Raw genomic sequence first — 18746 nt, 5'->3', positions numbered from 1 at the left:
GTGGGAAGCTCGTCTGCGCACATCTGAATGTGTGATTCGGATCACTTTGCAGGGTAGGGCCAGGAGCGATCGTGAAGTTCAATGTGGAAGGTCTGGTCGGGTCGGTGCGGCGGCTGATGGCGACGGCCCAGAACGGCCTCGAGGTCATCCGCTTCGGCGGGTTGACCCACGATGTCGAGTCGTCGCCGTTCGAGATCGTCGAACGGCGCAGGATGTATCGACTGCGCCATTACTTCCCCGACGACGCGACGCCGGGTCGGGGCCTGAGCGACAGGCCCGGAGGAGGCAGCGAGCGTAACCACGGAGGGCCACGGGAAGGCCGCCATGGACACCGCCCGGTCGCGGTCCTGGTACCGCCGCTGATGGTGAATGCCGATATCTGGGATGTGAATGCCGACGACGGCGCGGTCGGCATTCTGCATCGCGGCGGAATCGACTGCTGGGTGGTCGATTTCGGTTCGCCCGCCAGTGAGGAGGGCGGCTGGGAACGGGATCTGGCCGATCACGTCCTCGCGGTCAACAGCGCGATCGATACGGTCTGTGACGCGACCGGCAGCAATGTGCACCTGATGGGGTACTCACAGGGCGGCATGTTCGCCTATCAGACCACCGCCTACCGGTTCGGTAAGGGTGTCGAGAGCATCGTGACCTTCGGCAGCCCGGTGGATGTGGTCGCGGGTATGCCGTTCGGACTGCCGTACGGCATGGTCTCCGATGTCGCGGAGTTCCTGGCCGACCATGTGGTCACCCGGCTGCCGATCACCGATTCGATGGTCCGGCTCGGCTTCCAGCTGCTCGACCCGGTGAAGACCGCCAAATCGCGCATCGACTTCCTGCGCCAGCTGCACGACCGGGAAGCGTTACTGCCCAAGGAACGTCAGCGTCGATTCCTCAGTAATGACGGCTGGGTCGGCTACGCCGGTCCGGCGGCGGCGGATCTGCTCAAGCAGTTCGTCGCGCACAACCGGATGATGCTCGGTGGCTTCGTGATCCGGGACCAGCCGATTTCGCTGGCCGAGCTGAAATGCCCGATCCTGGCCTTCGTCGGCGAGGTCGACGATGTCGGCCAGCCCGCCGCGGTGCGCGGCATCGTCCGGGCCGCACCCAATGCCGAGGTGTACGAAGCCAGTCTGGTGGCCGGACATTTCGGTCTCGTCGCGGGCAGCATGGCGACCAGGCACACCTGGCCGCTGGTGCGTCAGTGGATCGATTGGATGGACCGTGATCAGCCGCTGCCGCCGGAGATCGTGCCGATGGCCGAACATGTGGCGACCAACCGGCCGAATTCGGCGGCCACGCGGGTCGTGCACACCGCGGCCACCCTGGCCGAGGCGGGGGCGGGCGTCGGCAAGGCACTGGAGGGTATTGCCGGCAATACCGTGCGCGGTTCGATCGAACTCGCCGGTGAGGCCGCACGCGCACTGCCCCGGCTGACCCGACTCGGCATGATCCAGCCGCACACCCGCATCTCCTTGAGCAGTCTGGTCGCCGAGCAGGCACGGCGGGCGCCGCTGCGCGATCTGTTCCTCTTCGACGATCGCGTGCACACCAACGCCGCCGTCGACGCGCGCATCGACAATGTGGTGCGCGGGCTCGTCTCCGTCGGTGTCCGCCCGGCCATGCGCGTCGGCGTGGTGATGGAGACCCGGCCGAGCGCGCTGGCCACCGTCGCCGCGCTATCCCGTATCGGCGCGGTGTCGGTATTGCTCGCCCCGGGTAGCGAGTTGGATCGGGCCATCGAACTCACCGGCATCAAGGCACTGGTCTCGGATCCGGAGAATCTGCGCACGGCAGCGGCTACCGGCACTCGGGTATTGGTGCTCGGCGGCGGTAACGCGCGCACTCTCGATATTCCGTTGAGCGATGACGTGATCGACCTGGAACAGATCGATCCCACGCAGGTGCAGCTGCCTGCCTGGTTCCGCCCGGATCCGGGGCTGGCTCGGGAACTGGCCTTCGTGCTGGTCTCCGGTACCGGCGACCGGCTGGCGACCAAGTACATCACCAACCACCGCTGGGCGCTGTCCGCTTTCGGCACCGCGACCACGGCCGATCTCGATCGCAAGGACACCGTCTACTGCCTTGCGCCGCTGCATCATTCATCCGGTCTGCTGGTGAGCCTGGGCGGTGCGATCGCCGGCGGCAGTCGGATCGCACTGGCCAGGTCGCTGGATCCGGCCCGGTTCGGCGAGGAGGTGCACCGTTACGGCGTCACGGTGGTCACCTATACCTGGACCATGCTGCGCGACATCCTCGACGCCGAGGTCTTCTCGGCCGGGCAGTATGTGCCCACCCCGTCGGCTTCGCCGACTGCCAGCCCCGCGTGGCACCCCATCCGCTTGTTCATCGGCTCGGGCATGCCCGCGGGCCTGTGGCGGCGCACTACTGAACAGTTCGCGCCCGCACGGGTGCTGGAGTTCTACGCGTCCATCGAGGGCGATGTGGTGCTGGCCAATGTGACCGGTGTGAAGGTGGGCTGCAAGGGCCGCCCCGTGCCCGGCACCGCCAAGGTGGAGTTGGTCGCGTACGACCCGATCACCGAACAGATCCGGACCGACGCGTCCGGCTTCGCGCGTCGGTGTGCGGATAACGAGGTCGGTCTGCTGATCGGCAAGGCGACCGAGGGCATCGACCTCTCCGACGGCGGGCTCCGCGGCGTATTTGCTGCGGGCGATGCGTGGATGCCGACGGAAAATCTCTTCCGCCGCGACGGCGACGGCGACTACTGGCTGGTCGATCGCGCGGATACGGTAATCCACACCGACCGTGGTCCGGTCTTCACCCAGCCCATCGTCGACGTGCTCAACGACATCAGCGCGGTCGACATGGAGGTCGCTTACGCACTGCCCGTCGGTGAATATGCGCTGGCGGTGGCGGCGGTCAGTGTCCGCAACGGCTTCCGGCTGGAACCGAAGGATGTGACTGAGACGATGCGCGCACTCGATCCGGACCAGCGGCCCGACATTGTGTACGTCGTCGATGAGATTCCGCGCAGCTCCTCCTACCGGCCGTCGACGCGGGCCGTAGAGGCGGCGGGCCAGCCGCGGCCGGGACCCGATACCTGGTGGTACAACCGGGAATCCGACGCCTACGAGATCCTCACCGAGGACCAGGCCGGAAGCGTCTTCGGCACCGAATGAACCCGCGCCCCGCCGTCCCGGTATCGGTCGGAACGGCGGGGTAGCGTGGGTGCCAGGTCCGCGGCCACAACGGAGGTTTCGAGATGTCGTGGAAGGTCAGGCTGGGTGTCGGCATATTGGCGCTACTGGGCGCGCTGATGCTGATCGGATTCGTGAAGAGTCTGGTGTTGTCCCTGGTGCCGTTGGCGATCCTGCTGTTGGCCGGTTACGGCGTGTACCGGCTCTATATCGGCAGTCGCGGCAAAGCCACCGAGGCGAAACCCCAGGCCCCACAGCTGCCCACCACCACACCGCCCGCGATTCCGACCCGCCCGACCAAGGATGCGGCGACCCGACTCCGCGAGATCCGCGAGGAAGCCGCCCGTCAGCAGGGTCAGCAGTCGTAGGCCGAAATGGCCTCGACCACGCGCTCTAGCTGCGCCTGCGTGAGCATCGGCCACAGCGGGAGCCGCAGAATTGTCGCGGAGAAGTGCGCGCTGCGCGTGCAGGGCGCCGGCGTGCGCCCGTACTTCAACCCGGCCGGGCTGGAATCCAGCGGGATGTAATGGAACGGCGCGACGATGCCCTGCTGCGCGAGATGCCGGATCAGCCCATCCCGGCTCGCCTCGGTCGGCAGCTGGATGAAGAACATATGCGCGGTGTGCTCGCGATCCTCGGGCACCGCCATCAGGCGCGCGCCGGTGCGCTCGGCCCACTCCGGCAGCTGCGCGGCGTAGGTGTTCCACACTCGGAAGCGCTGCTCTTGGATCGCGTCGAACTCGTCGAGCTGCGCGTCGAGTACGGCCGCGTTCAGCTCACTGGGCAGGTAGCTGGAGCCGATGTCCTGCCAGGAGTACTTGTCGACCTGACCGCGCAGGAACCGGGCCCGGTTGGTGCCCTTCTCCCGCATGATCTCCGCGCGGCCCATCAGGATTTCGTCGGAGAGCAGCAGTGCGCCGCCCTCACCGCAGTGCACATTCTTGGTGTCGTGGAAGCTCTGCGTGCCGAGGGTGCCGATGGTGCCGAGTTTGCGACCGCGCCAGGTACCACCCAGGCCGTGCGCATTGTCCTCGATGAGCGCGATGCCGTGCTGTTCGGTGAGCGCGAGCAGTTGGTCCATATCGGCGGCGACACCGCCGTAGTGCATGACAACGACCGCCTTGGTCCGGTCGGTGATCGCCGCGGCTACCGATTCCGGGTCGATATTGCCGCTCGCTTCATCGATATCGACGAAGACACACGTCGCACCGCGCAGCGCCATCGAGGTCGCCGCCGAGGTGAAGGCGAAGCTCGGCACGATCACTTCGTCGTCGGGGCCGAGTTCGAGCAGCAGCGCGGCCAATTCCAGGGCGTGTGTGCACGAAGTGGTCAGCAGGGCGTGCGGTGCGCCGGTGATGTCCTTCAGCTTGGCCGTCGCGGATGCGGTGAACGCGCCGTCGCCGTGACTGTGGTCGGAGCCGAGGACGGTCTCGAGGTTCGCCAGCTCGCGACTCGTGCGAAACGGCCTGCTGAAGATAATGCGCTCGGTACTCACTCCCCATTGCCTTTCTCACGCGCGGCTGCCGGTACCGCGGTGTCGACTCGTCGGGTCGTGTCCGGCGCCTCGATGGTAGCCGGGCGTGGAGTGGGGGAGTCTACGGTCAGATAGAGCGGTTTACCGACCAGAATGTGCAGGGCCACACCGAGATACTCGGCGATCAGCCCGAGCGAGAACAGAATCGCCCCCGAGCAGAGCAGCATCACGACGATCATCGAGGTCCAACCCTCGGGATCGTGGTTATCGCCGATCAGCTTCTTGAAGATGATCACCGCGGCCATGATCCCGCCGACGAGCGCCAGCGTGCCGCCGAGCAGACTCACCAGTCGCAGGCCGCGAGTTCCGCTGCACAGCACCATCTTCCAGAACAGCGAGAACAGCCGCCGGTAGTTGTAGCCGGACTCCTCGCGCCCCTCGGCGCGCAGCACCACCGGCACCGAGATCGCATTGCCGACCACCCAGGTCAGTGCCACATCGAGGTAGGCGCCATTGGCCGCGACCTCGGCGAGCTGACGGCCGATAGCGCCGCGGATCAGCCGGAAGCTTTCGAATCGCGTGGAATCCGGGAAGGCGAAGACGGTGGCGAGCACGATCTTCGCGCCGCGCGAGGTGAGATTGCGCAGGAAGCCGTGTGGGCGGGTATTGGTCGGCTTGGAGTAGACCAGATCGGCACGCTGGGCCAGCGCCGCGTCCAGAAAGGCGGCGATGAAGGCGGGATCGTGCTGACCGTCCTCGTCCATCGTGACGATCCATTCGCCGCGCGCGGCCGCCATCCCGGCGATGGTCGCGGCGTCCTGGCCGAAGTTCCGGCTCAGCCACACCGCCCTCACCTGGCCGTAGGCAGTCTCGAGTTGCTGCATCACGACATCGGAGCGGTCCGGGCCGTTGTCGTGGACCAGGATGATCTCGTCGACGACGAAGGTGGTGCCACCGGGGGTCGTGGTCGGCTCGGCGAATTTGTCGAGTTCGGCGATGAGCGCGGAGATCGTCTCCTCGCCTCGATAGACGGGTACGACGACGGAGACCGAGCGCCGCTGGTCGCGCTCGGACTGGGCGTATAGAGGTTCGCTCGACCTCCCCGGAACCGGCCGGGGCGTACGTGCGTTGGGAATCGGCATTGGCGAGATCGACTTTCGATGACGGTGCGTGCCGGTACTCGTCGCTGGTGGCTGAGCCCGAGCCGTCGTGAACTCTAACACGGTGTCCGACACTCGCCGTCCGTCCCGTTGATCATGTTCGCCAGACGTCGGATTCGAGCCCGCGGCCAATGGGCGATGCGAGCGGACGGTGTTGCCCTGTAGGGTCTGGAACTCGTGGTGGAAAGTAGCGTCCGCGCCCCGCGGGACGTGTACAAATGGGGCATCATTACCGCGCTCGGGGTGATCGCGGGATATGTTGCGGTACTGCTGGCCAATGTCCGGCATTTCTACACCGACGACACGGAATCTCAGTACGCCCCGTTATGGGTGATGCTCGGGCGACAGTTGCGCGAGGGACATCTCCCCGCGCTGGTCCCCGAGCATTGGATGGCGGGCAATTACACGATCGAAGAGGCGGGTCTGCTCAATCCGCCGCAGCTGCTGATCGATCTGATCGCGCCTTCGGTCGACAACCTCGCGCTCTACGCCACCGTGGTCAAGTTGATCTTCGCGATCATCCTCGGCCTCGGCGTGTTCCGGATCTGCGTGGTGTACGGCGCGAAACCGGCCTGGGCCGCGGTGGCGGGCGTGTCGATTCCGTTCAGCGGATGGCTGCTGTTCTTCGACGAGGCCAGTTGGTTCACCGCATTCACCGGTACCGCGTGGATGGTGCACGCCTGGGCCTCAGGCGTCCGGTACGCGCGTGGCCGCAGCGGGCCGATACCGACTTTCATCTTTCTGTATCTGGCGATTTCGGTGCAGTACATCTTCCCGGCTGTCGAAGCCGGGCTGATGATCGGCGCGGTCGTCATCGGCGAACTCGTCTATCAGAAGACGTGGCGACCCGCGGTCCGGTTGCTGACCGTGGCCGGGTTCGCGGCTCTGGCCGGACTGGCCACTTACCTGCCGAGCATGCTCTCGGCGAAGGTGACCTGGCGCGGCACCTCCCAGATCAATAACGACCAATTCCTGACCGTGCCGTGGTCGGAATCGCTCAATGCCAGCCTGCCCACCGCGATGCCCGCCTTCACCTCCTGGTGGGGTTACATCCAACCGCTGCCGGTGGTCTACATCGCCTGGTTCCTGATTCCCGCGCTGGCCTTCATCGATTGGCATAAGGCGCGCGATGGCGTCCGCGAGCTCACCGCACCCGCGCTCTTCGCGATCATGGCCTTGATGTGGACCGCGGGGCCGGGCACCATCGGCCCGCTGCGCTGGCCCGCCCGGGTGCTGCCGATGGTGGCGCTCGGCCTGCTGGTGCTGGTGTGTGTGCTGCTCGGGCGCTATGCCACCTTCGCGGATTGGCGGCGGCGCGGTATCGCCGGTGCGCTGCTGATCGGCTTGCTGCTCGCGCGGACCTTCTCGGCCGATCCGCACCGCATCGGCTGGCATCTGGTCTCGGCGGCCGCCGTGGCCGCGCTCGGTGCCGCGGTAGTGTGGCTTGGACGGAACCGGGGCACGGGCGTGGCCTGCGCGCTCGCGATTGTCGCAGTGTTCCCGATCGCGTTCCTGCAGGTGAATATGGTGCAGCCGACGCCGATGAGCTGGAACCTGCCGGAGAACCGGGCGGAGATGAAGGACGCGTTTCCGAAGTTCCCCGGCACCACATTGCAACTCGCCGATCGCGGATTGATCCAGCCCAACGAGCGCACGCTGCAGGGTGCGTACGGATCGCTCGTCTTCGGTAACTACGCCAAGGACCTCGAGCTGACCTACGTCAGCGGCTACACCCCGAACGGGCACTACTGGTTCGGCGACATGCTCTGCATGCGCTGGGATACCAGCGTCTGCCCGGATGCCTATCGCCGTGCGTTCGCGACCGAACCGACCACCGGCCGGACCATTGTCGACCTGATGAAGGTCGACCGGGTGGTGCTGCAGCGCGCGCTGTATCCGGACGCGCGCAACCAACCCGCGCCGCCCGGCTGGGAGTGGGTCGACTACCCGGGCCACGAACGCTACATTTCGGTGCTCGAGCGCGAGAACGGGCTGTTGTCCACGCAGAACGGCCGAGTCGCCGATACCAACGGCGTGACCGCCACTTCGGTTTCGGAATCGGATATGACCAGCCGGGTGCGGGTGAATTCGGAGAGCGGCGGCCAGATCGTCTTCGCACGACTTGGCTGGCCGGGCTATCGGGCGACCTTGAACGGCAAGGACATCCCGATCAAAGTGGTCGCGAAACTCTTCGTGACCGTTGATATTCCGGCCGGGACGAAGAACGGCGACCTGGTGTTGAGCTGGCGTCCGCCGGGCTGGAAGATCGGCGGTGCGACCGCGGTGCTCGGACTGGCCGGATTGGGTGTGCTGCAGTGGCGGTATCTGCGCGGTAGGCGGCGCGAGGACGAACCCGCCGAGGTGGGGACCGGGGACGCGGTGACGGAGGAACCGGCGGCGGCCGAACCCGATCTGGCAGACGCGGTCCGGTGACCGCGGGGCCGGCGGATTCGGTGAATGCGGAAGATCCGGCGCGCGTGGAGTCGGTCGTGCCACGCGCCGATGATCCGCCCGGCGCCCCGGCAACTGCGGTGCAGCCCGCAGAGTCCGAGAACCCGGGACCGCTGCTGCGCATCGTCAAGCGCCAGGAGTTGGCATTCGCCGTGGTCGGCGGGGTGAATACCGCGCTGGGCATGGGCTTGACCGTCATGTGGTTGGCGATCCTCGGCGCGAGCGTGCCGCCCGCGGTCGCGGTGGTGCTGGCCTACGCCATCAGCATCGTGATCGCCTTCGTCCTGCACCGGACATTGGTATTCCGGGTGCGGGGCCACCTGGTGCGCGATTTCATCCGGTTCGTCGGGGTGAATTCCGGTGGGCTGCTGATGAATATGGCGCTGCTGTCGCTGGCCGTCTCGGTGCTGCATCTGCCGAGCAAGCCGTCGGCGGTCGTGGTGATGGGAGTGGTCGCGGTCGCCAGCTATTTCGGCCATCGCTACATCTCGTTCCGGCGGGAACCGGTGACACAGCCGCGGTCCGGTTCGGGTGCGCAACGGCTCTAGGCGCCGGGTAAGTTATCCATCATGCCGGAAGAAACCGCCTTGGACGCCACATTGTTGAGCCTGCTCGCCTGCCCGCAGGACAAGGGTCCGTTGCTGTTGGTCCGTGACGACAAGGGCGCCGCCGTGCTCTACAACCCGCGCCTGCGCCGCGCCTACCCGATCGAAAACGGCATTCCGGTGCTGCTGATCGACGAGGCGCGCGATATCACCGACGCCGAGCACGCCGCGTTCACCGGTCAGCACGCCGACGCCTGAGCAGTCATCCGCTCGGTGGCGCACCATAGCGTGCGTTACCGCGAATTACGGTGCGGGAGTATCGATTTCACCCGTGAGATAACGCTGGAGCGTCGGGGCGACGGCCGCGACGATTTCGGGAATCGGCATCGAGGCCAGCGGTTCGATCTCCAGGATTTTGCGCGCGACCAGCACGCCGATTATCTGGGTACCCACCAGCGCGACCCGGGCGCGGCCGTCATCCTCAGGCTTCGCGATCCGCGTCCGTACCCGCTCCAGCACGACATCCAGGACAAACGTCCTGGCTAGCGCGGTATCGCCGCCCGCGATAATGCTGCGCACCACCGCGACCACTCCGGGACCTGCGGGGGAGTCCCACACCGCGAGCACCGAGCCGAGGATGGTTTCGCCGAGCCGATCCAGCGGCGCCGCCTCGATCCGGCGCAGCGTGGCCTCCGGATCGACCGGCAGTTCGACCACCGCGGCGAACAGCTGCTGTTTGGTCCCGAAGTAGTGGTGGACCAGCGCAGGATCAACCCCGGCATCGGCGGCGACCGCGCGAATCGAGGTCTTGTCGAATCCGATCTCAGCGAAGCGGGCGCGGGCCGCCGCGAGGATCTCCTCGCGGGCGCCGGATCGACCCGGTCGGCGACCGGAGCGGATGCCCCGGTCGCCGTTGGTCGTCGGGTCCTGTGCGATCGGGTCCTCGGTCGTCATGCGGTCCGCCGTCGTAGCGTGGCCGCGCCCAGGCAGAGCGCGACGATCGCGAATCCGGCAACGATCGCCAGGTCACGCAGCATCTGACCGGTGACGTTCGCATTCGTCGAAACCTGTTGCAGCGCATCGACCGCGTAGCTCAACGGCATCACATTGCTGATCGCCTCCAGCCAGCCGGGCAACTGCCCGCGCGGAACAAGTAAGCCGCACAGGAAGATCTGCGGTGCGACCACCAGCGGCATGAACTGCACAGCCTGGAATTCGGTGCGCGCGAAGGCACTTGCCAAGAGTCCGAGTGCGACGCCGCAGATCGCGTCGACCATGGCGATCACCACCACCCAGACCGGACTGCCCGCTGAATGGAGGCCGAGCAGACCGAAGGAGACCACACAGGCCACCGCCGCCTGCGCCGCCGCGGCCAACGAGAAGGCGGTGCCGTATCCGGCGAGCAGATCGAGCTTCGACAGCGGGGTGGTCAGTAGCCGCTCCAAGGTGCCGGAGGTGCGTTCCCGCTGCATGGCGATCGCGGTGATCAGGAACATCACGATAAACGGCAGGATGCCGAGCATGCTGATGCCGACGCGATCGAAGATCGGCACCGGGTTGAACGGATTGGGCGGGGTGTCCTTGTAGATGAAGTAGAGCAGCGCCATCAGGACTGCGGGAACCACGAGAATCATTGCGACAGTGCGGTGGTCGTTGCGCAGCTGACGCAGGATGCGTCCCGTCGTCGCGGCGTAGGGGCGCAGTGTCGGCGTCCGGCGGCGGGGTACGAGGGTGGTGGTCATGCCGCACGTCCCATGGTGATCAGCGCGAGGAATGCTTGTTCGAGGTTCTGCTCACCGGTCTCGGTGCGCAGTTCGTCCGGGCTGAGTTGGGCGAGTAGGTCGCCCTCGCGCAGCAGGAGCAATTTGTCGCAGTGCTCGGCCTCGTCCATCACATGGCTGGAGATCAGCAGTGTCGTTCCGTTCGCGGCCAATTCGTGGAACTTCTTCCACAAGTCGACCCGCAGTACCGGATCCAGGCCGACCGTCGGCTCGTCCAGAATCAGCACCTCCGGCTGTGCGACCAAGGCGCAGGCCAGCGAGGCGCGGGTCTCCTGGCCGCCCGAGAGTTCATCGCCGCGCTGATGCGCCTGATCCAACAGGCCGACCGCGGCGATGGCCTCATCGGTGTCGTCGCGATCGCGGCCGTAGAGCGCGGCGTAGTAGGCGACGTTCTCGCGCACGCTGATATCGCGGTAGATGCTCGGTGCCTGGGTCACGTAGCCGATTCGATGCCGCAATTCCGGCGAGCCCGCGGGCAATCCAAGCGCGGAGATCTCGCCGGACGCCACGATCTGGGTGCCGACGATGCTGCGCATGAGGGTGGTCTTGCCGCATCCCGACGGTCCGAGCAGTCCGGTAAGGGATCCGCGCGGGATGGTCACCGAGATGTTGTGTAGGACTTCGCGGCCGCCGCGACGCACGGTGAGGTTGCGAACCTCGACGGCGTGGGATGAGCGCAGGTCCGTCATGGGACGCCTCAATTCATCGAGTGTTGAATTCACTATGTGATGAATTTAGTGTGCTCCGGTCCTCTGGGCAAGACCCCTCAGTGGTGATGTGCCGGTGTTCCCGCCGACTGACCGGGCTCGACGACGACAAACTGGCCCATCATGCCCAGGTCCTCATGCCAGAGCAGGTGGCAGTGATACATGTACGGCGAGTTCGGATCGGCCGGTCCGTCGAACCGCATGGCGAGCTTCGCGGTGGTATTCGGCGGCAGGAATATGGTGTCCTTCGGTCCGGTCAGCGCATCGGCCGGTGGTGCGCCGTTCAGTTCGAGGACGCGGAACTGCACATCGTGAATGTGGAAGTTGTGCGGCATGCCGTCGTTGTTGTGTACCACCCAGGTTTCGGCGGTGCCCCGGGTGACCGTCATATCTATCCGATCCATCGCCATCGGACTGCCGTTTATGCCACTCAGATTCAGTTCGAAGCTCCGTTCGCGCACCGAATCGGAGCCATCCGGCGTGGACGAATGTGCCAGTGCCGCAGGCAATTCCGGCGATGGCCGCAACGTCGCTGCTGCCCGCAGTTCGAGGATGTCGAAGCTGTCGTCACCGCCCGCGAATCGCTGCGTCCAGAAGTCCAGTCCCGCATCGAGTTTCGTGCTGCGCAGCACGGTGCGTTCGCCGGGGCGCACGCGAACCACGATCTCGGCGCGTTCGCCCGGCGACAACTGCACCCGATCCAGCGCGACCGGATGGGCCAGCAGTCCGCCGTCGGTGCCGACCAGGGCGAAGCGGCGATCGTCGGCGAAGCCGAAGGTGTAGACCCGCGCGGTCGAAGCGTTGAGCAACCGCAATCGCACCAGCTCGTCGCCGACATTCCGATACGGCGTGAGGGTTCCGTTCACCATGGTCCGGTCGCCGAGGAACCCGACGTCACGGAAGATGCCGTGCGACGAATCGAGCTGATTACCACGGAATTTCACATCCTGGACGATGACCGGCAGATCGTCGACGCCATAGTTCTTCGGCAGTGAAAGTCTTTCGGACACTTCGTCATCGACGAGGAACAGCCCCGCGAGCCCACGCCGGACATGTTGTTCGGTCGCGCCGTGCGGATGCGGGTGGTACCAGAGCGTGGCGGCCGGCTGGTCCACGGTCCAATGCGGTGTCCAGGTGCTACCGGCCTGCACCATCTGGTGTGGCCCGCCGTCCATCGCCGCGGGTAGATGCATTCCGTGCCAGTGCACGGTCGACTGTTCCGAAAGCTTGTTCCGGACTTCGACTTCTACCTTTTCCCCACGTCGCGCCCGCAGCGTCGGTCCGAGATAGTCCCCGTTGAATCCCCAGGTCTGTGTCGCCTGCCCGGCCCGGAATTCGCTTTGCCCCGACCGCATTTCGAGATCGAAGACGCGCGTGCCGTCCGCTCGCACCCGGGACTGCGCCAGCGGCGGAATCGCGAGCTCGTTATCGAATTCGCCACTGCCGACTGTGGATACGGCCGCACTGCGATACACCCATGTGACGCATCCGCCAACCGATAGCAGCAACACCGTCGCGACTGCCGCGACAATCAACAGCAGCCGCCGTAACCACCGTGGCCGGGAAACCGAAGACATGCCTCAGACGGTAGGGATGACCGGGTCACGACCACATCCGGGAGCGTCCCCATTTCACCCCTGATCCGGTGTGTGCCTCACGTCACATCGTGCGGCTGTCACGTCCGATGGCGGTGCTTTGTCGGATGGTCGTCACCAACCAACAACCCAGCCCGGGTGACACCGACCATGGGAGCAATCATGAGTACAGCATCGCGTAGCGATTCGATGAGCAGTGGTGGCTGTGGTGGGCCGACCGCGCATCGGATCATCGTACTCGGCGCGGGCTACACCGGCATGTTGGCCGCCATCCGGCTGGCCCGGCGGACCCGCAAACTCGATGTCGAGATCACCCTCGTCAACCCGTCGGCCCGCTTCACCGAGCGGCTACGCATGCACCAGATCGCCACGGGACAGGAGTTGGCCGATAACCGCATCCCGGAGATCCTGGCTGGTTCGGGCGTCGAATTCATCCAGGGCTGGGCGACTTCCATCGATCCCGAGGCGCAGCGGGTCTACGTCGACGGCACCGGCACACTGCACTACGACGAGCTGATCTACGCGCTCGGCAGCGGCACCGACACCAGCATGGTGCCCGGCGCCGCCGATCACGCCTGGACTCTGAACGATCCGCGCACCGCGCACCGTTTCTCCGAACACCTCGCGGTGGTCGCGGCCGATGCCGGCACCGTCGCGGTCTGCGGCGCCGGTCTGACCGGTATCGAGGCGGCGGCTGAAATCGCCGAGAGCTATCCGGGCGTGCGCGTCACGCTGATCAGCAGCACCGAACCGGGCGCGATGATGGGCGATAAGGCCCGTGCCTACCTGAACAAGGCGCTCGATCGGCTCGGCGTCGCCCGCGAGGTCGGCCAGGCGGTCACCAAAGTGCTGCCGGATGCGGTCGAACTCGCCGACGGCGAACTGGTTTCGGCCGATCTGACCCTGTGGACCACCGGCGTCCGCGTCTCGCCACTGGCCGCGCAGTCGGGCATCGAAACCGATGCGCGCGGGCTCATCGCGGTCGATTCGACCTTGCGGTCGGTTTCGCATCCGAACATCCACGCCATCGGCGATGCCGCCGCGGTGCGCCAGGCTTGGGGCCAGATCCACGGCACCTGCCAGTCCGGCATGCCGACCGCTGCCTACACCGCCGACACCATCGCGCGGCGGCTGAAGGGCAAGACCGTCAAGCCGTTCCGGTTCGGCTACGTCCACCAGCCGGTCAGCCTGGGCCGCAAGGATGCGGTTATCCAGTTCACCAAGGCCAACGACACGCCGGGCCGGCTCTACCTGACCGGACGCGCCGCCGTGCTGTACAAGGAGGGCGTGAGCAGCAGCCCGGTGCCGATCTTGGAGCTCAGCAACAAGATGACGGTTTCGGTCCAGCTGTCCAAGGGCGGCAAGGCTACGCGTGTTACCGCATGAGCGCACAAAATCTGCCGCTTGCCGAGAAAACCATCGGCGGGCGGTAGATTCGCTTTCGCAACGTAGGTGCACACCTGACTTGTATCGCCTGAATATTCGGGGAGGCGGATGAGCATGGTCGACGCTACGCCCGCGCAGGACCCATTCATCGAACATCGGCGGCTGCTCTTTGCCACCGCCTACCGGATGCTGGGCACCGTCACCGATGCCGAGGACATGCTCCAGGACACCTGGCTGAAATGGAATGAAACCGATCAGTCGACAGTCCAGCATCCCAAGTCCTATCTGGTGCGAACGGTCACCAATCTGTCGTTGAACCGGCTCACCTCAGCCAAGGCCAAGCGCGAAACCTATATCGGCCCTTGGCTGCCCGAACCCCTGTTGACCTCACCGAATTTCGCCGAGGAGATCGAGTTGGCCGACACCGTCTCCACCGCGATGCTGGTGGTCCTGGAGACCTTGAGTCCGGTGGAGCGCGCGGTCTTCCTGCTGCGCGAAGTCTTCGGCTACAGCCACCGCGAAATCGCCGACACCCTCGACAAGCCCGAGGCCACCGTGCGACAGATCGCGCATCGAGCCCGCGCTCATGTGCAGTCCCGCCGTCCGCGCTTCGATACCGATAAGGCCGAGCGCGCCCACATCACCGAACAGTTCATGGCTGCCTGCGCCGGTGGCGATCTCAATGCGCTGATGGATCTGCTCGCTCCCGATGTCACCTCGTGGTCCGATGGTGGCGGCGTGGTCACCGCGGCCCGCCGTCCGCTGTACGGACCGGATCATGTGGCCCGCTGGGTTCTCGGTGTACTGGTCAAACCGTCGGTCGCGGGCATCGTCCTCGAGCCCGCGCATATCAATGGGGAACTCGGTGCGCTGGCGCGCATCGATGGAAATCCGGTGGCGACGTTCACCTACGACATCATCGATGGCCAGATCCACAACCTGCGCTTCCAGGTGAACCCGAGCAAACTCGAGGGGCTCTATATGGGGACCGACGTGCTCGGGTAACCACCCGTGACCAGCCAGACCGCGGAACCGAACATGGACAGCGGACAGGTAACTTCGGGATCGATGAGGACCGCGGTGCGCAAGCACTTGCGGCGGTCCCGGATCGGGAACGCTCACGTCCCGCGGTGCTCGCCTACGGCTACGCGCTCTACCCCGCTGCTGATCGGCATCACCGTCGCGGCGGCGGGCAGCAATGCGGCCATCGCGCACGCCGCCCCTTCGCCGTTGCTTCCGCGCTGTCCGGTGGTGTCGCACGGTATCTCTTCGGCCAAATTCTGTTTCCGGCTCGCCCCCGGTCTGCCACGCCCGTGGTCGCGACTGCTCGCCGCTGCGGCAGTGGCCGCGACCATCCCGATCGGTATCGCGTGGGTCGCCTGGGCACAGCTGGCGGTGCTGGTCGCGGTCGACTATGCCGCGGTGATCACCGGCGACCTGGTCACGCTGCACTCGGACCAGCACAGTCGCTACGTCTGACTTTCGGGAACAATGGTGAATTGTGCGTAATGACGAACTCGCGGTCGAACCGCCCGCCGCGGCTTGCCGATTGCTCGGCTCGACGCTGTGGTCCGGACCGGTGGGCGTTCGAATCGTCGAGGTCGAGGCCTATGGCGGCGATCCCGCCGGACCGTGGCCGGATCCGGCATCGCATTCCGGACGCGGGCGGACCAAGCGCAATGCGGTGATGTTCGGGCCCGCCGGAGTGCTCTACATCTACCTCAGCTACGGCACGCATATGTGCGTGAACGTGACCAGCGGTCCGGACGGTACGGCGAGTGCCGTACTCATCCGGTCGGGCGAGGTGATCGCCGGGTTGGCGACGGCAAGGGAACGGCGGTCAGCAGTCCGCACTGATGCCGATTTGGCAAGGGGCCCTGGGAATCTCGGCAGCGCGCTCGGAATCACGCTGAGCGACTACGGAACGCCGCTGTTCGATCCGGCCTCGCCGATCCAGTTGCAGCTGAACGGCGCGATCGACCCCACCGAGATTTCCAGCGGACCGCGCGTCGGGGTCAGCAGTGCGGCGGATGTGCCGTGGCGATTCTGGCTCGCATCGCCGGCTGTCTCGGTTTACCGGCGCAGCCCGCGCGCCCCGATCGAGGCGGTATAACTCCAGCCGACAAGAATTTTCGGGACCAGCGATGAGTTTTCGCGGCGGCGTCCGTCCTATCTGTTGAACGCGCTTCACCCGGCGCGACCGACCCGAAGGAAAGACAGATGACCGCTATCGCCGCCACCGCCCCGTTCAGCGCCGTCCGCCGCCCCGGCAAGAAGACGAATATCGCGCTCTGGACCGTGCAGATCGTGCTCGCGCTGTTTTTCATCATCGCCTCCGGCGCCCCGAAGCTGCTCGGCGCGGATGCCGCAGTCGAATCCTTCGACACGATCGGTTGGGGCCAGTGGTTCCGCTACTTCACCGGAGTGGTCGAACTCGCCGGCGCCATCGGCCTGCTGGTGCCGCGCCTGACCGGGCCCGCTGCCGTCGGCCTGGCCATCACCACGGTCTGCGCCGCGCTGACCCAGATCTTCCTGCTCGGCGCGCCCGCGCTCGCGCCCTTCCCACTGGTGCTCGCCGTGGTGTTCGTTTGGATCGCTTGGCAGCGGCGCGACAGCATCACCGCGGTGCGGGAGCTGCTGGCTCGCTGAACATCTGCATAACGCACACGATCGGCAGACCGCGGTCTGCCGATCGTCGTCGCGTTTACCGAAAATGGTTCGCCCTGCGTGGCGGCGCGTCGCGATATTGAGGGGCATGCTGGTCGCGGGGACCGGTGCGGAAAGATGGGACAGCGTGAGCGGCGACATCATCGACGAACTGACCTGGCGCGGACTGATCGCGCAGTCCACCGACCTGGACGACCTGCGCGCGGCGGCAGCCGCCGGGCCGCTGACCCTCTATGCCGGTTTCGATCCCACCGCGGCCAGCTTGCACGCCGGCCATCTGGTCCCGCTGCTGGCGCTGAAGCGGTTCCAGCGCGCGGGCCATCGGCCGATCGTGCTGGCCGGCGGAGCCACCGGGCTCATCGGCGACCCGCGCGACGTGGGCGAGCGCACCATGAATTCGACCGATACCGTCGCCGAATGGTCGGTCCGGATCCGCTCGCAGCTCGAGCGCTTCGTCGACCTCGACGACTCACCCACCGGCGCCATCATCGCCAACAACATGGACTGGACCGGCCAGCTGTCGACCGTCGACTTCCTACGCGATATCGGCAAGCATTTCTCGGTCAACGTCATGCTGGCCCGCGACACCATCAAGCGCCGCCTGAACGGCGAGGGCATCTCCTACACCGAATTCAGCTACATGCTGCTGCAGGCCAATGACTACCTGCAGCTGCGCCGTAACTACGGCTGCACACTGCAGGTCGGTGGTTCGGATCAGTGGGGCAACATCATCGCGGGTGTCGAGCTGAACCGGCGCGTCGACGGTGCTTCGGTGCACGCGTTGACCGTACCGCTCGTCACCTCGGCCGACGGCAAGAAATTCGGCAAGTCGACCGGCGGCGGCAGCCTGTGGCTCGATCCGGAAATGACCAGCCCGTACGCCTGGTACCAGTACTTCGTGAATACCGCCGACGCCGATGTCGTTCGGTACCTGCGCTGGTTCACCTTCCTGTCCCGCGAGGAGTTGGCCGAGCTGGAGTCGGCCACCGCCGAGCGTCCGCACGCACGGGAAGCCCAGCGCAAGCTGGCCGAGGAAATGACGAATCTGGTGCACGGCGAGGCGAATACCCGGGCCGTGCAGTTGGCAAGTCAAGCCTTGTTCGGCCGTGCGGATCTGCGCGAACTCGATGAACAGACGCTCGCGGCAGCCCTGCGCGAAGCCGCGGTCGATGGCACGGTCGCCGAGGTCGGTGTGGGTGAATCGAGCACGATCGTCGATCTGCTGGTCGCCGCCGGACTGTCGGAGAGCCGCGGTGCCGCACGCCGCGCGGTGAACGAAGGCGGAGCGTCGGTGAACAACGAGCGGATCTCGGATCTGGAATGGACGCCCGCCGATGCCGACTACCTGCATGGACGGTGGTTGGTGCTGCGCCGCGGCAAGCGGAACTTCGCGGGTGTTCTGCGGGCGGGCGCATAAAGATTGCGTGGCTCGGGTCACATTCAGGTGACCCGAGCCCGTTTTCTGGGGTGCCGGATGGCCTCTGACCTGCGAAATCACATGTGTGTAGTGCGGATTTGACTCGACGTTCCCCGCCGCGTAACTTTATCCAAGTCAGAGCGACACGGACACCGACCCGGAGCCGAACGGCCTGGGAAACGAGGTAGGACGAGGAGCGCCTGACGATCAGTATTGCCGGATCGAACGAGCGGACTTGACTCTGCCCGGTCGCCTGGCTAAACTAGAACAGTTGCCTCAACAAGCCCCCTGAGAGAATCTGGGGTCAAGTTGTGTGCGTGTGTTCTTTGAGAACTCAATAGTGTGTCGATGAATGTCAGTGCCAAATGTTTTTTGGTTCCGGCCTCTCATACCCCCGTGTGTTGG

The 18746-nt window shown here is 65.9% G+C and carries 17 protein-coding genes; 11 read left to right on the top strand and 6 right to left on the bottom strand.

The window, feature by feature from the left end; translation table 11 throughout:
• Positions 1 to 71: 71 nt before the first annotated feature.
• Both AB0L63_RS22255 and AB0L63_RS22250 read left to right on the top strand, forming a co-directional pair.
• A complete protein-coding gene (locus AB0L63_RS22255; RefSeq protein WP_364504011.1) occupies positions 72 to 3140 on the top strand; it encodes an AMP-binding protein in 3069 nt (1022 codons plus the stop codon).
• 83 nt (positions 3141 to 3223) lie between these two features.
• Entirely contained in the window at positions 3224 to 3526 is a 303-nt protein-coding gene (locus AB0L63_RS22250) for a hypothetical protein (RefSeq protein WP_364504008.1), read from the top strand.
• Here the strand turns inward: AB0L63_RS22250 and rffA are convergent.
• Together rffA and AB0L63_RS22240 are read right to left on the bottom strand one after the other, a co-directional pair.
• Positions 3514 to 4653 carry a dTDP-4-amino-4,6-dideoxygalactose transaminase gene (gene rffA, locus AB0L63_RS22245; RefSeq protein WP_364504005.1) on the bottom strand — a complete coding sequence of 380 codons (1140 nt, stop codon included), beginning with the start codon at positions 4651 to 4653 and terminating at the stop codon, positions 3514 to 3516. The genes AB0L63_RS22250 and rffA overlap by 13 nt on opposite strands.
• On the bottom strand, positions 4650 to 5774 hold the full coding sequence (locus AB0L63_RS22240; RefSeq protein WP_364504002.1) for a glycosyltransferase: 1125 nt from the start codon (positions 5772 to 5774) through the stop codon (positions 4650 to 4652). Before AB0L63_RS22240 ends, rffA begins: the two co-directional genes overlap by 4 nt.
• A gap of 228 nt (positions 5775 to 6002) precedes the next feature.
• Here AB0L63_RS22240 and AB0L63_RS22235 point away from each other — a divergent pair, with 228 nt between their 5' ends.
• From AB0L63_RS22235 to AB0L63_RS22225, 3 genes are all read left to right on the top strand, one after another.
• Positions 6003 to 8225: a hypothetical protein gene (locus AB0L63_RS22235; protein ID WP_364504418.1), complete on the top strand. Its 2223-nt coding sequence runs from the start codon at positions 6003 to 6005 to the stop codon at positions 8223 to 8225.
• 98 nt (positions 8226 to 8323) lie between these two features.
• On the top strand, positions 8324 to 8791 hold the full coding sequence (locus tag AB0L63_RS22230) for a GtrA family protein (protein WP_364504415.1): 468 nt from the start codon (positions 8324 to 8326) through the stop codon (positions 8789 to 8791).
• 21 nt (positions 8792 to 8812) lie between these two features.
• Positions 8813 to 9046, top strand: a complete 234-nt coding sequence (locus AB0L63_RS22225; RefSeq protein WP_364503999.1) for a Trm112 family protein — start codon at positions 8813 to 8815, stop codon at positions 9044 to 9046.
• Positions 9047 to 9091: 45 nt separating this feature from the next.
• Here the strand turns inward: AB0L63_RS22225 and AB0L63_RS22220 are convergent, their stop codons facing one another.
• From AB0L63_RS22220 to AB0L63_RS22205, 4 genes are all read right to left on the bottom strand, one after another.
• On the bottom strand, positions 9092 to 9742 hold the full coding sequence (locus tag AB0L63_RS22220; protein WP_364503996.1) for a TetR family transcriptional regulator: 651 nt from the start codon (positions 9740 to 9742) through the stop codon (positions 9092 to 9094).
• On the bottom strand, positions 9739 to 10530 hold the full coding sequence (locus AB0L63_RS22215) for an ABC transporter permease (RefSeq protein ID WP_364503993.1): 792 nt from the start codon (positions 10528 to 10530) through the stop codon (positions 9739 to 9741). The genes AB0L63_RS22220 and AB0L63_RS22215 overlap by 4 nt, the downstream gene beginning before the upstream one ends.
• Entirely contained in the window at positions 10527 to 11258 is a 732-nt protein-coding gene (locus AB0L63_RS22210; RefSeq protein WP_364503990.1) for an ABC transporter ATP-binding protein, read from the bottom strand. The genes AB0L63_RS22215 and AB0L63_RS22210 overlap by 4 nt, the downstream gene beginning before the upstream one ends.
• Positions 11259 to 11335: 77 nt before the next feature.
• A complete protein-coding gene (locus AB0L63_RS22205; protein ID WP_364503987.1) occupies positions 11336 to 12853 on the bottom strand; it encodes a multicopper oxidase domain-containing protein in 1518 nt (505 codons plus the stop codon).
• 180 nt (positions 12854 to 13033) lie between these two features.
• On the opposite strand from AB0L63_RS22205, the gene AB0L63_RS22200 reads away from it, so the two are divergent.
• From AB0L63_RS22200 to tyrS, 6 genes are all read left to right on the top strand, one after another.
• Positions 13034 to 14257, top strand: coding sequence for an FAD-dependent oxidoreductase (locus AB0L63_RS22200; protein WP_364503984.1), 1224 nt, complete (start codon positions 13034 to 13036; stop codon positions 14255 to 14257).
• Positions 14258 to 14371: 114 nt separating this feature from the next.
• Positions 14372 to 15262, top strand: coding sequence for an RNA polymerase sigma-70 factor (locus AB0L63_RS22195; RefSeq protein ID WP_364503981.1), 891 nt, complete (start codon positions 14372 to 14374; stop codon positions 15260 to 15262).
• A gap of 75 nt (positions 15263 to 15337) precedes the next feature.
• The gene (locus AB0L63_RS22190) at positions 15338 to 15736 is read left to right on the top strand and encodes a hypothetical protein (protein ID WP_364503978.1); all 399 of its coding nucleotides are present in this window, start codon (positions 15338 to 15340) and stop codon (positions 15734 to 15736) included.
• Between the two features lie 22 nt (positions 15737 to 15758).
• Positions 15759 to 16370, top strand: a complete 612-nt coding sequence (locus AB0L63_RS22185) for a DNA-3-methyladenine glycosylase (RefSeq protein WP_364503975.1) — start codon at positions 15759 to 15761, stop codon at positions 16368 to 16370.
• A gap of 107 nt (positions 16371 to 16477) precedes the next feature.
• The gene (locus tag AB0L63_RS22180; protein WP_364503972.1) at positions 16478 to 16906 is read left to right on the top strand and encodes a DoxX family protein; all 429 of its coding nucleotides are present in this window, start codon (positions 16478 to 16480) and stop codon (positions 16904 to 16906) included.
• Positions 16907 to 17051: 145 nt separating this feature from the next.
• On the top strand, positions 17052 to 18341 hold the full coding sequence (gene tyrS / locus AB0L63_RS22175) for a tyrosine--tRNA ligase (protein ID WP_364503969.1): 1290 nt from the start codon (positions 17052 to 17054) through the stop codon (positions 18339 to 18341).
• Positions 18342 to 18746 lie beyond the last annotated feature (405 nt).

It is taken from the genome of Nocardia sp. NPDC051990, assembly GCF_040680755.1.
Taxonomy (GTDB): Bacteria; Actinomycetota; Actinomycetes; order Mycobacteriales; family Mycobacteriaceae; genus Nocardia.
The sequence above is the reverse complement of the archived record's forward strand: the minus strand, read 5'-3'. Positions and strand labels throughout refer to the sequence as shown.